This window comes from Dokdonia sp. Dokd-P16 (assembly GCF_003095655.1).
Classification (GTDB): domain Bacteria; phylum Bacteroidota; class Bacteroidia; order Flavobacteriales; family Flavobacteriaceae; genus Dokdonia.
The window spans coordinates 2,962,672-2,977,767 of the sequence record NZ_CP029151.1 but is presented as its reverse complement, the minus strand read 5'-3'; the positions used below and the strand labels follow the sequence as shown (position 1 = coordinate 2,977,767).

8 protein-coding genes are annotated in these 15,096 nt (G+C 38.2%); 5 read left to right on the top strand and 3 right to left on the bottom strand.

Translation table 11 applies throughout. The features are described 5' to 3' along the window. Positions 1-13: 13 nt before the first annotated feature. Positions 14-2,857: an Npt1/Npt2 family nucleotide transporter gene (locus tag DCS32_RS13240; protein ID WP_108878710.1), complete on the top strand. Its 2,844-nt coding sequence runs from the start codon at positions 14-16 to the stop codon at positions 2,855-2,857. 61 nt (positions 2,858-2,918) lie between these two features. Here DCS32_RS13240 and DCS32_RS13235 read toward each other — a convergent pair whose 3' ends face one another. The 3 genes from DCS32_RS13235 to DCS32_RS13225 form a co-directional block, all read right to left on the bottom strand. Next, positions 2,919-4,166, bottom strand: coding sequence for a serine hydrolase (locus tag DCS32_RS13235; RefSeq protein ID WP_108878709.1), 1,248 nt, complete (start codon positions 4,164-4,166; stop codon positions 2,919-2,921). Next, on the bottom strand, positions 4,166-7,084 hold the full coding sequence (locus DCS32_RS13230; protein ID WP_108878708.1) for a PEP/pyruvate-binding domain-containing protein: 2,919 nt from the start codon (positions 7,082-7,084) through the stop codon (positions 4,166-4,168). Before DCS32_RS13230 ends, DCS32_RS13235 begins: the two co-directional genes overlap by 1 nt. Positions 7,085-7,295: 211 nt before the next feature. Continuing rightward, a complete protein-coding gene (locus tag DCS32_RS13225) occupies positions 7,296-8,498 on the bottom strand; it encodes a GAF domain-containing sensor histidine kinase (RefSeq protein ID WP_108878707.1) in 1,203 nt (400 codons plus the stop codon). Between the two features lie 301 nt (positions 8,499-8,799). Between DCS32_RS13225 and DCS32_RS13220 the strand changes: the two genes are divergently transcribed. From DCS32_RS13220 to DCS32_RS13205, 4 genes are all read left to right on the top strand, one after another. After that, positions 8,800-9,255: a MarR family winged helix-turn-helix transcriptional regulator gene (locus tag DCS32_RS13220; RefSeq protein WP_108878706.1), complete on the top strand. Its 456-nt coding sequence runs from the start codon at positions 8,800-8,802 to the stop codon at positions 9,253-9,255. After that, entirely contained in the window at positions 9,255-11,663 is a 2,409-nt protein-coding gene (locus tag DCS32_RS13215) for a 3-hydroxyacyl-CoA dehydrogenase/enoyl-CoA hydratase family protein (protein WP_108878705.1), read from the top strand. Before DCS32_RS13220 ends, DCS32_RS13215 begins: the two co-directional genes overlap by 1 nt. A gap of 155 nt (positions 11,664-11,818) precedes the next feature. Then, the gene (locus DCS32_RS13210; protein WP_108878704.1) at positions 11,819-13,012 is read left to right on the top strand and encodes an acetyl-CoA C-acyltransferase; all 1,194 of its coding nucleotides are present in this window, start codon (positions 11,819-11,821) and stop codon (positions 13,010-13,012) included. 176 nt (positions 13,013-13,188) lie between these two features. After that, positions 13,189-15,006 (top strand): acyl-CoA dehydrogenase family protein, encoded by a 1,818-nt coding sequence (locus DCS32_RS13205; protein ID WP_108878703.1) that lies wholly within the window; start codon positions 13,189-13,191, stop codon positions 15,004-15,006. The last annotated feature ends 90 nt before the right edge of the window (positions 15,007-15,096 follow it).

Below are 15,096 nucleotides of genomic sequence, written 5' to 3'. Positions count from 1 at the left end.
CCAAACATAATTAATGATAAAAAGACTTTATAAAAAAGCCTTTGATATAAGAGATGGTGAAATCACCATCTCTTTTTTTATGCAACTGTACATCTTTTTGGTGATCACAGTATTGCTCATTGTTAAGCCTACAGTAAATGCGCTTTTCCTCTCTGCACTAGGTGCAGAAAAATTACCCTATGGGTATCTCATGGTTGCCGTGGTAGCCATCATTAGTTCGTTTTTTTATAACAAAGCGCTCAAACAGTATTCCTTTAAGAGAGTTGCGACCATCACACTCTCTGCTTTTTGTCTATTTTTCATTATTCTTTCTGTAGCGCTACACTTCAAGTTTCTTGAAGTCTGGGTACTTTATCTCTATTATGTTCTTATATCGCTTTTTGCAGTAGTGGTAACCTCACAGTTCTGGATACTGGCAAACATGGTGTACAATGCAAGAGAAGCAAAGCGCTTATTTGGTTTTATAGGTGCTGGTGCTATTGCAGGAGGTATCTTTGGAGGATACTTGACAACGCTTATTTCTGCCATGTTCGGGAATAAGGTTTCTATTTTTATAGCAGGTATTCTTATTCTCTCATGTGTTCCCATTTTACACCATATTTGGAATTTGAGGCTTCGTACCCTTACTGTATATACTAGAAAAAAGGAGGTTCACCAAGCTACAACTCCAGACAGAAATGCATACCAACTCATATCAAAATCAAAGCATTTACTATACCTCGCATCGATAATTGGTGTAAGTGTAGTTGTGGCAAAGTTAGTCGACTTTCAATTTAGTGATTTTGCGCATAGAGCATTGCCAGATTCAGATGAGTTAGCTTCGTTTTTAGGTTTTTGGTTCTCTTCTTTTAATGTGGTTGCACTATTAATACAGCTGTTTATTACAAATAGAGTGCTCAGTTATCTAGGGGTAACCTCAACCATGCTCATCCTTCCACTAGGGATTGCTTTAGGATCCCTTCTATTTCTCACAGTACCTGAGCTTTGGGTACTTATCATTATCAAAGGATTAGATGGTAGCTTCAAACAATCAATAAACAAAGCTGCTGCCGAGCTTTCTATTTTACCCATACCCTACGCAATAAAAAATCAAGCTAAATCATTTATAGATATTGTGGTAGACAGTGTTGCTACAGGTCTCGCTGGGTTTTTGCTCATTTTCGTAATAAAAGGTATGGAGCTAGACACAAAGTTTGTGACAGTACTCACGCTCTTTTTTCTATTTGTTTGGCTCATTTTAATTTACAAATTAAGAGATGCTTATTTTGACTCTTTCCGTAGTAACTTAAAAAGTTTACTTCTCAACAAGGAGAGTTCTAAAAAGACATTCCAAGAAGATAGAACAATCTCTACCGCGAAACGTATTTTACAAACCGGTGAAGAGCAAGAAATACTAACGCTCCTTACGAGGTTATCTACTACAAAACTCAATCCCCTTAAGTCACATATTGTAAAACTTCTCGATCACCCTTCTAACGCTGTAAAAAAAGCAGCCTTAGAAGAATTATATTATTATAAAGAAGGCACAGCGCTGGCAAAGGTGAAAACACTTTTATCTAGTGAAGATGATGCACTCATCCTTGCGGTACTACAATATCTACTTCATCATACCCAATTGGAAGATGACAGCGTCTTTAACGAATACCTCAACCACGCTAATCAAAGAATATCAAAAGCAGCATTACTTTGCCTTGCACAAGATGCGCGCACTAATAACCGCCTTGCAACACGATTTGATTTAAGAAATCGTATTGCCAAAGAAATCGAGAGATTAGGAACTCCTGAAGGATTAGAAAATCAAAAAGAAACATCAGAATTACTGCTAACGATTGCATATTCTGGAATGAAAGAATTTTATTACTTCATTTCTATTCATTTTAGCAATAAGCAACGTTCTGTTGCTAGAAAGGCTATTCAGGCTGCAGGAATAACAACAGACCCACTTTTTGTAGGTCATCTACTTCAGAATCTTGAGGACAAAGACTTACGAAAAAGCGCTATTAAAAGTTTAACTCAGTATGGGCCAGAGATTACTAAGACCCTGCTTCAATTAGAAAGTGAGGATGCCTTTAGCCTTGACATCAAAAGAAATTTACCTAAAGTTATCGCAACTTTTAATTCGCAAAATGCCGTGCGCATTTTATATAAATTCCTAGCTAGTAATAATCTTATCGTACGTAAAAATGCTTCAAAATCACTGCTAAAGCTGAGTACACAAAATCCTTCTCTAGTAATTGATAAGCGACGTATAACGAGGTATATTCTAACGGAAAGCAACTATTATCAAAGTACTATAAATGCCCTATCAACTTTTTTAAAGCTTGTAAATAATACAAGTATGCTGGAAAGCTCCACAGATAAAGAAACAGAAATTTTACTTGCTCGTGAGGCGATTGTTATCATTTTAAGAGAGCAGGTAGATTTAAGTTTGAATAGTATTTTTACATTACTGAGCATACGCTATAACCAAGATGACATTACAGCCGCTTTTTTAGGATTAAAAAGCGATGATGATATTGCAAAAGTGAACGCTATCGAATTTCTAGACAATCTACTTCATATCAAGCTTAAGAATAAAATTCTACCGCTGTTAGAATACAACATTATTGAAACAGAAGAAGCAGATACAGCACACTTTGAAATAGAAGATCAGTCAGAATTTCAAACTATTCGTAACTTAATAAGAAACCGAAGCAGGCAGATGAATATCGCCATGCTTCATCTTATAGAAATCTTAGAGGACACGAGATATATTCCCATCACACAATCCTTTACTAAACATAGAAATAAAGGCATAAGCAAGCTAGCTACGAGAGTATTACAAGGTCTTAAAAGTTCTCAAAAAGCAAAGAAATAATATAAAAAATGCCCATTAGATGAGTTCTAATGGGCATTTTTAAATGTATTAATGGTGATGACTAAGATGGATTTACCACCTCATCAATACTACTTGCAAGATACATATGAGCTCCAGCAGAGTTTTTATTAAGAACATTAGTCATTAAGCAAACGATGTATTTCTTTCCATTAGGTTGTTCTACAATGATTACGGAGTTCATGTAGTTATATACATTACCTGCATAATCTTCACATCCTGGGTCTTTACTGCGATCACATTTATAAAAAGATCCAGATTTAAAAAATACAGCAGCATCATCAAGTCTATTAGATTGTGCATAACGTATTCTTCTATCTGTCATGTATAATAAACGCTTCATCTCAAGTGAGCTTTCTTCATCTATTACGTTTCCTTGCTCTAAGGCTACTAGAAATTTCATGAGCCCTTTAGGAGTACCTATACTTCCACCTTCACGACCTACATACTTCCCAGCAGGTCTTGTAAACATACCTCCTAGTCTCCAGTCGTCTTCTGTTATTCCTAGCTCTCTTAGTGGCTGATTCACAACTCGGTTTGCTTGGCTTGTAAGAGAGTCTCTGTCTGTCTCTACAAAGTAATTTTCAGACTCCTCTTCTGTTAAGTCGGCATAATCTCTTCCAAAGGCGTCTAGCAACATCGTTTCTCTGTATAATACACTCGCAGCTCCATTGTTACTCACAGACACCATATGATCTGCCCACTCGTATAATGAGAATTCATCACTTGCCACTACTTGACGCTTTGTAAGCTTGTCTTTATCGATATCATAAATAGGAATCGTATGATGATCACCTGTACCCCAATAACGTGCTTTCACTCGCTTATTACACATAAGTCCTGTGCGCAGTGCAAAATCATCTGGATAAGTTTCTGCAAGCTCATTAAAAAATCCGTTGAGTACAGCAATTTTACCTACACTTCCTGGCTGGTAACCAGCATTCTCTCTGTGGGCTGCATATTTCAAGTTTTCTGGATCGCTCATATCAAGAACTGCAAGGGAGTAGTTTCCGCCGGGAGTGATTCTTGCAATGGCACGTGCAAACTCTGGATCTTCTACGAGAAGTGCACCAAGAGAATCCTGCTTTCGCGAAAGCAAATTCAACTTAATATCATTTAGTTTCAAGTAAGCTCCGTTAGGAATACGTTTATTAGTGATGCTATCTTTCTCCATCTTTTGAAGACGATACAATCTTTTGATTCCAGTGCTATCATAACCATCAATAGGATAGATCATCGTGGCAACAAGTGTGGATAATGCAATAAATGTAAATGTGATAAATGTCTTCATTAGTTTATTGGTGCGTCTAAGGTTATTAAAAAGTCTTCATTAATTACAGGCGATATAGATTCTAAATATTCAGAAGTCTTGGCCGTTTTATTTTCTACGAAAGGTCTAATCTGGAACAACCACAGTTTATCATTCTCAAATCCTAGCTCAACATCATAAGCTCCATCATAAGTAGATCCTGTCATTTCTGGAAGGCGTGTTCTTATAGACTGAGCTATTGCACGTATATCATTTATGTTTTTCTCGTTTAAAATTTGCTTATCAAAGGTTGCTATATTCTTCTCTACTCCTCCTGTTGCTGGTAAGCGTATATAATCTGCTTGACGTGCAGGAGAAAGTAATCTGCTTCCCGTTGCTGTCACAAGTCTAGTTTCGGCAGCTTGGCCATCTACAGCACCTCCTGCTCCACGGCTAAAGGCAATTGTAAGATCCTCATCCGTTCCTTGATTAATCCCTTTAGTAATCATTACTCCACTATAAGCAACATCTACAGATGGTATAATTAAAATGGATGGAAATACATTCTCTGGGTTACTTAAATATTGCTGACGCCACTTAAAGCTACGCTCCGTGTATGGAGAAGCCCAGACATCCTTAATCCCTTTTAAGATTTTATCCTCATCTAAGATATTAAAGAGTGTCAGGTTCAATCCTGCGCCTGTAAACTCTTCAAGGTCTTCCATATTAGTGTCACTTCGTAAGAACACTGGTGTTTTACCAATAGGTGATTTAAATACTTTCTGGAAATCTGCTCTCAAGCTATTCACAAATGACGGTTTCAGTGTCATTACATTAATCGCATCACGTAACCTCTTCAACTCTTCTAGTTGGAAGGTCTCTATTTCTTTTGATGATGCACCAGAGGCTTTCATGTCTTCCGCTTTCGCGAAAGCGTTATTTAAAAACTCCCAGTAAGAACCGTCATAATCGGCCATTTTTTGGTCCATGTGATCTTTAAATATTCCAAAAGGAATCACAAGACCTTCTACCACCTGTTCTGGAAACATCTTTTTAAGCTGACCAAGATTTGCCGCTTTAGGACCTACAAGTTTTCCAGATGCGCTTGCATCAAGATCTCGCATGTTTATAATATTCTTTTTATCAAGCTGAATCTTCTCTACAGGTACCGTTACTTGGCTCGTAGAACGTTGTTTCTTTGTAAATAACTCACGTTCCTCATCTGTAATATCGTCTTCGCCTTTTATGATAACGCTTCCTTTATTTGAAACTGCATAAAACACGTTCTTACCGCTATACTTATTCAAATCCTGAAGGTTTTCTTGTGATAATGCCGCATTAGGAATACCTAAGTTTCTAGCTAGTAATTGCACGTGAGAAACAAGGTTACCTTCTGATACGGTCATAATTCCCGCAACGGGTTTAAGATCTGATGGTGGTTTTTCAAAAACGTAAATCTTTTCCGTATCTACCTCCACTCCTTCTGGAGATCCTTCTATAACCACAAGTTCACCATAAGCATACCCAGGGTTTAATCCTCTTACAGAAGACTGTCCATCTATATCCATTACTTTATTCTCAAGACCTGAATGCTTTGCGATAAAAGCTCCTAAGGTGCTTACACTCTCTCCTAGGTCTAGCGCTACAGATGAACGTACACGATCATCTATAAAACCATATGCCTTAGGTTCAAATTGCGCATAGATATCTACAATCTCCTGATAGTTTGCTTTTACCTGAGAAGCACTCCACTCTACAAGTCCTCTTGATGTAGCAAGAAAATCATTAAGTTGTGCTACGCTTCTATCATTATGATAACTATCTGCTATTAAATAAGGCTCCACAGCCGCCCACTCATTCATTTCTATAAGTCCTGTTCCCGTTGCGGCATAACCCAACGTCTGAATCTTATATAGCAAACTCTTAAGCGTCTCTGGTTTCCACTCTTGTGTTTTTATAAGAAGTATATCTTCAAGTTCGTTAGAAAGATCAAGCATGGTAAGCTTATCACTTCCTCTATCTAAAGTTTCTATCTCCTGACGGATTAAGCATAAAATATCTGCAATTTCTGGGACTAAAATTTCAGGAGAGGCGTCACGCTCACTGTTTGAAAGAAAACTTTCAATACGTTCTGTAAGATCATTTTTTACAGATACACGATTTACTTGTGCTTGCAATTCCTTAAAGTTAATAGGTGCATAATAAGCAGCCATAGTTTTTTCTAGAGTATCAAACTGAGATTTTAATTTATCAGAGAGATTGCCTTTATGCTTTGCCCTAAACTCTTGAACCATCTGGATATCGCTCACGCTAGGCTTACCATGTATTTTAATACGAGCATCCATAAACTTAGGATAATCTTCGGCAAGGATTTTTGACTCGCTACGCATCCGTTGTGCAATATTACTATCTCCATCGTGTGGTATATCTCGCAATGTCTGACGTAATAGGTAGTAATTCTGTCTTAGTCTCGTATCGCTGCGCAGTAACCACTCATAAAAGTCGATACCCCATGCCTCTTCATCTTCAGACTGTACTGCGCCTCTATAAAATTGAGATTTGCGCTGCACCCATCCATCATCTACACTGCCTAAGTAGCGAGCGAGTTGATATTGTTTAATGCGGCTATGGTCATTTGCCACATCCCAAAAAAGTTCTTTGTCTGTATTTGCAAGTATATCTGCTACATATAAATGATGCTTTTTACCAAGAGCAATAAGATCATCGCTATAACTAGCGTGCTGTACACCACCACCTATATCGTCTGGACAAGGGTCACGGGCTTCACGCTGTGTACCATCTTTACAAAACCATTCTATCTTTTTGTAAGGACCGCGAGCATTTTCTTTAAATGTTTCAATACTCTTTTTTATAGATGCCACAGGAAGGTCCTGCGCATACACTGTACTTGCTATACAGATAGTAAAACTTGTAAGCAATAACTGGGTAATTTTCAACATGTAGTGTTGTTTGATTTGATTGTTCGGACTAATATAGGTTAGTCCAAATTTGATTGACTAGAGATTAACGTAAATCTAAGTGATAATTAACTTAATAATAACGATTACAGTCTAGAGAACACTCATTAGTAAATAATATAATTATGATAGCATTTATAGGCTTGAAATAATACTGATATGAAGCGTTACGCTTTCGCGAAAGCGTATTAACCTACCTTGCAATCGTGAAAATAAACTCTGTAAATTTCCCCAGCTCTGACTCAACTCTTATGGTACCGCCAAGATTATTTACAAGTTTTTGTACAGTAGAAAGTCCGATTCCATGACCGCGCTCTCCATTTTTATCTAGGTGTCCTACAGTACTAAAAAGCGTAAAAATACTCTCTACCTTATCTTCCTCTATACCGCGACCATTATCTCTTACCGAAAACTCAAAATGCTTAGACGTTTGTGTGGCTTTAATATCTATTACTGTATGCTTCTTATCGTTATACTTAAGACTGTTACCTATAAGGTTTAAGAAAATCTGATCTAGTGCAGATCTATTACAATGCAGCTCTATGTTATTATCTGGAAAATGAACTTCGCACTCATAGTTGATGTTAAGAAGATCTACAAGATCCTCAAGCATATCGTTGAGCATGAACTCATGCACATCATCCTTATCATAAGCAGTACTCTCATAATGCGTGAGTATATTAGTGATATACTTACTCATAGACATCGATGATTTTTTGAGGTAGCTCAAGTAGTTTTTACCTTTTTCATCTATCTCATCATTATATTTTTTCTTTAAAATATCTGATGTTAATATGAGATTTGCAAGCGGCATTTTAAGATCGTGAGACACAGTCCCTGCAAAATCTTGTAGTAAAGAATTATGCTTAGTAAGATTTTCCTTGGCAGCTCTTAACTTGGCATTTACAGATCGTAATTCAAAAAGGCGTTCTACTTGTTTACCTAGAGTAATGAGAGCCTCTCGTTGTTCTTGATTTAGCTTATTAGGTTTGTGATCAATCACACATAGTGATCCAACTGCCATTCTGTTTTTAGTGCGTAATGGTATTCCCGCGTAAAATATAACTGGTGAATCACCTTTAGTAAGAGGATTGTTTACAAACCTCAAATCTTTAGTAGCATCTGGGATTTCAAAAATCTCATTGGGTGTTAAAATCGCATGCGCGCAGAAGGAACTATCTCGTGAGGTTTCGCAAGGTGCAAAACCTACTTTAGACTTAAACCACTGTCTGTCTTCGTCTACAAGTGTCACGAGAGCTACAGGCGTATTACATATGTAAGCAGCAAGTTTAGTAATATAATCAAAGTCTGGTTCTTGAGCTGTATCTAGAAGTTCTAGACCATGCAGAGCTTTCATGCGCTTAAACTCATTTACGGGTGTTGCTGGTGCTATCATACTGGCGATACATTTAAGAGCCGTTTTAGGGTGTTGAACAGTTCGGCTCAAGAGGCAAAGATAACGGCTTACTTTTAACGTTATAGCGTTTATACGATATCATTTTGACTGTATTGAATGAGTTGAGACGATATAATAACATAGAATTTACAAATTTTTTGCGAACTTGAGGTATATTACAGTCAATGTATTAGCAACTACTCAAATAAAATAATGACTAGAAATCAATAAAATTCGCAAAAACTACTGTGCGTGCATAGTAAATTATTGTATATTTACAACGATTTCGGAATGAAACCTTATGAATGACAAAACAATAGACTACTGTTTGAGAGCCACTTGGCAAGCAGTTATGAAAATGTATAATGAACAAGCAGCAGAGTTTGATGTAACGATGGCCGTTGGTTTTGCCCTGTTAAGTATAGATCCAGACCAAGGCACACCTTCTACAGCATTAGGTCCACGTATGGGTATGGAAGCTACTTCCCTATCTCGTACACTTAAGACTATGGAAGAAAAAGGCTTGATAGAACGCAAACCTAATCCAGCAGACGGACGCGGTGTTCTTATACATCTTACTCCATTTGGAAAAGAAAAAAGAGATTTCTCAAAAACAAAAGTAAAAACCTTTAATGGTGCTGTGAGAGAAACTATAAGTGAAGAAAAAATCAACAACTTTTATGAAGTTATTGATACCATCAATGATTTGATTCAAAATAGAAAAGTTTTTAACCAAAAAGAAACCTTAGTAAAATAATGGCAAAACGTAGAATAAAGAAAGTAGCCGTCATCGGTAGCGGAATTATGGGAAGCGGTATCGCTTGTCATTTTGCAAATATCGGTGTAGATGTACTCTTACTAGACATCGTACCTAGAGAACTAAATGCTAAAGAACAAGCAAAAGGTCTTACACTTGAAGATAAAGTAGTTCGTAACCGTATGGTAAACGATGCACTTACTACTGCTTTAAAAAGTAAGCCTTCTCCTATTTACAACCAATCTTTTGCAAGTAGAATCACCACAGGAAACCTTGAGGATGATATTGCAAAAGTGAAAGACGTAGACTGGATTATAGAAGTAGTTGTAGAAAGACTTGATATCAAAAAGCAAGTTTTTGAAAACTTAGAAAAACACAGAACTCCTGGCACACTTATTACTTCAAACACTTCTGGTATTCCTATCCAGTTTATGTCTGAGGGTCGTAGTGAAGATTTCCAGAAGCATTTCTGTGGGACACACTTCTTTAACCCTGCGCGTTACCTGAAATTATTTGAAATCATCCCTGGACCAAAAACAGACCAGAGCGTACTTGATTTCTTAAATAACTACGGTGAGCAATTTTTAGGAAAAACATCTGTAGTAGCAAAAGATACTCCAGCGTTTATAGGTAACCGTATCGGTATCTTCTCTATCATGTCATTATTCCACACGGTTAAGGAGATGGGAATGACGGTTGAAGAAGTAGATAAACTCACGGGACCAGTAATAGGTCGTCCTAAGTCGGCTACGTTCCGTACTGTAGATGTTGTTGGTCTTGATACCCTTGTACATGTTGCAAACGGTATCTCAGAAAACTGTCCTAAGGACGAAAGAAAAGAATTATTTGCCTTACCAGGTTTCATCAGTACCATGATGGAAAATAAATGGTTAGGTTCAAAAACTGGTCAAGGATTCTATAAAAAGAATGTTGATGCGACAGGACAGAAAGAAATCCTTACGCTAGACCTAGATACTATGGATTACCGCTCTGCAAAAAGAGCAAAATTTGCAACCTTAGAGCTTACTAAAACTATCGATAATGTATACGATCGTTTTAAAGTGCTTGTAGGTGGTAAGGACAAGGCTGGTGAATTTTACCGCAAGTCTTTTGCACACCTTTTCGCATACGTACAAAATCGTATTCCAGAAATCACAGATGAGCTTTACAAGATAGATGATGCTATGAAAGCTGGTTTTGGCTGGGAGCACGGACCATTCCAGATTTGGGATGCCGTTGGTGTAGAAAAAGGTATCGAACTAATGAAAGCAGAAGGTCTTGAGGTTGCCACTTGGGTAACAGATATGACTGCTGCTGGAATCGATACATTCTATTCAGTAAAAGATGGAGCTACGCATGTATATTCCGCTTCCGCGAAAGCGCATGTAAAAAAACCTGGTCAAGATTCATTTATCATTCTTGACAACATTAGAAAACAAACTGAAGTATTCTCAAACTCTGGAGTATCTGTACAAGATCTAGGAGACGGAATCTTAAATGTAGAATTCCGCTCTAAGATGAACTCTATAGGAGGTGATGTTCTTGCAGGATTAAATAAGGCTATTGATATGGCCGAAAAGGATTACGACGGACTAGTAGTAGGAAATCAAGGTACTAACTTCTCTGTAGGAGCAAATATTGGAATGATTTTCATGTATGCCGTAGAGCAAGAATATGATGAGCTTAACGCTGCTATAAAATATTTCCAAGATACGTGTATGCGTCTTCGTTACTCTGCTATCCCTACAGTTGTTGCACCTCACGGTATGACTTTAGGTGGTGGATGTGAGATGACACTGCACGCAGACCGCGTAGTAGCTGCTGCCGAATCTTATATTGGACTCGTTGAGTTTGGTGTAGGTGTAATCCCTGGTGGTGGTGGATCTAAGGAAATGGCTTTAAGAGCATCAGATAAGTTTGATAAAGGTGATGTACAGTTAAATGTACTTCAAGAGCACTTCCTTACCATTGGTATGGCAAAAGTCTCTACATCTGCTCATGAAGCCTATGACCTTAATATCCTAAAGCACGGTAAAGATATCGTTGTGGTAAACCGTGATCGTCAGATTGCAACGGCTAAGGCTGTAGCACGCCAGATGGCAGATCAAGGATATACACAACCGGTAAAACGTAATGATGTACTTGTATTAGGTAAGCAGGCATTAGGAATGTTCTTAGTAGGAACAGATTCTATGGAAGCTTCTCACTACATCTCTGAGCACGATAAAAAGATTGCAAATAAACTTGCTTACGTTATGGCAGGTGGAGATCTTTCTGAGCCTACAAGAGTTTCTGAGCAGTACTTATTAGATCTTGAACGCGAAGCGTTCTTATCACTAGCTACTGAGAGAAAATCACTAGAGCGTATCCAGCATATGCTACAGAAAGGGAAGCCTTTACGTAACTAATATATAAATGCCCTTAGCCTCCCCTTTGAAGGGGAGGTTGGTGGGGATGTTTAAATTTAGATGTTATCAGCATATAACTTTCTAACTACAATAGCATCTCCCCTAGCCCCTCTTCAAAGAGGGGGATTATAACCTAATAAAGAAACACTGTTATTATGAAAACAGCATATATAGTAAAAGCCTACCGTACCGCAGTAGGAAAAGCACCTAAAGGTGTCTTCAGATTCAAGCGAGCAGATGAGCTTGCTGCAGAAACCATCCAGTATATGATGAAGGAGCTGCCTGAGTTTGATAAAAAACGCATAGATGACGTAATCGTAGGAAATGCAATGCCAGAAGGATCACAAGGTCTTAACATGGCGCGTCTTATCTCATTAATGGGACTTGACGTAATTGATGTACCTGGTGTAACCGTAAACCGTTTTTGTTCTTCTGGAATAGAAACTATCGGGATGGCAGTTGCAAAGATTCAAGCAGGAATGGGCGATTGTATTATCGCTGGTGGTGCGGAGTCTATGTCTTCTGTACCTATGACCGGATTTAAACCAGAATTGAACTACGATGCCATTGTAAAAACTGGACACGAAGATTACTACTGGGGAATGGGTAACACCGCAGAGGCTGTAGCAAATGAATTCAAGGTATCTCGTGAAGATCAAGATGAGTTTGCATACAACTCACACATGAAGGCATTACGTGCGCTTGCAGAAGACCGTTTCCAAGATCAGATTGTTCCTATTGATGTGGAGCAAACGTATATCGATGCAAATGGTAAGAAAGCAACTAGATCTTACACTGTAAATAAAGACGAAGGACCACGTGCTGGGACTAGTAAAGAAGCGCTTGCAAAGCTAAGAGCAGTATTTGCTGCTGGCGGAAGCGTTACTGCTGGTAACTCTTCACAAATGAGTGATGGTGCTGCTTTTGTGATGGTGATGAGTGAGGAGATGGTAAAAGAATTAAATATCGAACCTATCGCACGTATGGTAAACTATGCTGCGGCTGGTGTACCACCACGTATTATGGGAATAGGTCCTGTAGCTGCGATTCCTAAGGCATTAAAACAAGCAGGTCTTAAGCAAAATGATATTGAGCTTATCGAACTTAACGAGGCATTTGCATCACAATCACTTGCAGTAATTCGTGAGCTAGGTCTTGATCCAGATATTATTAACGTAAATGGTGGAGCAATCGCTTTAGGTCACCCACTAGGATGTACAGGAGGTAAACTTTCGGTACAGTTATTTGACGAGATGCGCAAGCGTGATATGTCAGGTAAATACGGGATGGTAACTATGTGTGTAGGTACTGGACAAGGAGCAGCAGGGATTTACGAATTCCTTAAATAATATGATGGATGAGATCTTCTATTAAAAGGATCATCTCATCTATCTAAAGTTCGCTTTCGCGAAAGCGGGAAAAGAAAAATTAAAAAAGAATAACACAATTTAAACATAGAGATCAGATTTTAGAAGGATGATTACCCCCTATCTAACGTCTAAAATCTCGAATCTAATATCAAATTATGGCAACAGAAGAAACAAAAAAAGATATCCTACGCGGTGGACAATTTATCGTAAAAGAAACAGCTTGTGAAGATGTCTTCACAATGGAAGACCTTGACGAGGAGCAGAAAATGATGCGTGACAGTACTAAGGAGTTTGTAGATCGTGATCTATGGGCACACTGGGAGCGTTTTGAAAAGAAAGATTATGCATACACAGAGGAGACAATGCGTACCGCTGGTGAACTTGGTTTACTAGGTGTTGCAGTACCAGAAGAGTATGGTGGATTAGGAATGGGCTTTGTATCTACAATGCTTGTTTGTGATTACATCTCTGGTGCAACTGGATCTTTTAGTACAGCCTTTGGAGCACATACAGGAATTGGTACCATGCCAATTACTTTATACGGTAACGAAGCGCAAAAACAAAAATACGTACCTAAACTTGCTACTGGTGAGTGGTTTGGTGCTTACTGTCTTACAGAACCAGGTGCTGGATCTGATGCAAACTCAGGTAAAACAAAAGCAGTTCTTTCTGAAGATGGAAAATCTTACAAGATTTCTGGACAGAAAATGTGGATTTCAAACGCAGGATTCTGTAACCTTTTTATTGTATTCGCAAGAATAGAAGACGATAAGAACATTACAGGATTTATTGTAGAAAATGATCCTTCTAACGGAATCACACTAGGTGACGAAGAGAAAAAATTAGGTATCCACTCTTCTTCTACACGTCAGGTATTCTTTAACGATACAGTAGTATCTGCAGATAATATGCTTTCTGAGCGAGGTAATGGATTTAAAATTGCGATGAACGCACTTAACGTAGGACGTATTAAACTTGCAGCTGCTTGTCTTGATGCACAACGTCGTGTAGTAAATGAAGCAGTAACGTATGCTAAGGAGCGTGTACAGTTTAAAACTCCTATTGTAAACTTTGGAGCAATCAAGCAAAAACTTGCTATAATGGCTACCAATGTATATGTAGATGAGTCTGCATCATACAGAGCTGCAAAGAACATAGAGGATCGTATCGCTATGCGTCATGCAGAAGGAAATACACACCAAGAAGCAGAGCTTAAAGGTGTTGAGGAGTATGCTATTGAGTGTTCTATCCTTAAGGTTGCCGTATCTGAAGATGTACAGAATACAACAGATGAAGGTATCCAAGTTTTTGGAGGAATGGGCTTTAGTGCAGATGCTCCTATGGAATCTGCTTGGAGAGATGCTCGTATCGCTCGTATCTATGAAGGTACAAACGAGATTAACCGTATGCTAGCGGTAGGAATGATGGTAAAGAAGGCAATGAAAGGTCATGTAGACTTTATGGGGCCTGCTACTGCTGTAGGTGAAGAGCTTATGGGTATTCCTTCTTTTGATACACCAGACTTTTCTGAAACGTTATCTGAAGAGAAAGATCTTCTTAAGCGTCTTAAGAAAGTATTCTTAATGGTAGCAGGATCTGCTGCAAAGAAGTACGGTACAGAACTTGAGCAACACCAGCAATTACTAATGGCTGCTGCAGATATCTTGATTGAAATCTATATGTCTGAGAGTGCAATCTTACGTACTGAGAAGAATATCAAGCGTTCTGGTCTTGAGAGCCAAGCAACACAACTTGCAATGACTCAACTATACTTATTTAACGCAGTAGATATTATCCAGACGAAGGCTAAAGAAGCGATTATCTCTTTTGCCGAAGGTGATGAGCAACGCATGATGCTTATGGGTCTTAAGCGTTTTACAAAGTATACAAACCAGCCTAATGTAATAGGCTTACGCAACCAGATTGCTGCAGATGTTGAGCAAGCTGGAAAATATCGCTTTGACGCACAATAAACCTTAATAAGTCACTTAAACATGTGTAATAGATTACGTATTGAAAATGACTTAAAAGTGTTTATGTTCGCTTGCGCGAAAATTTAATGT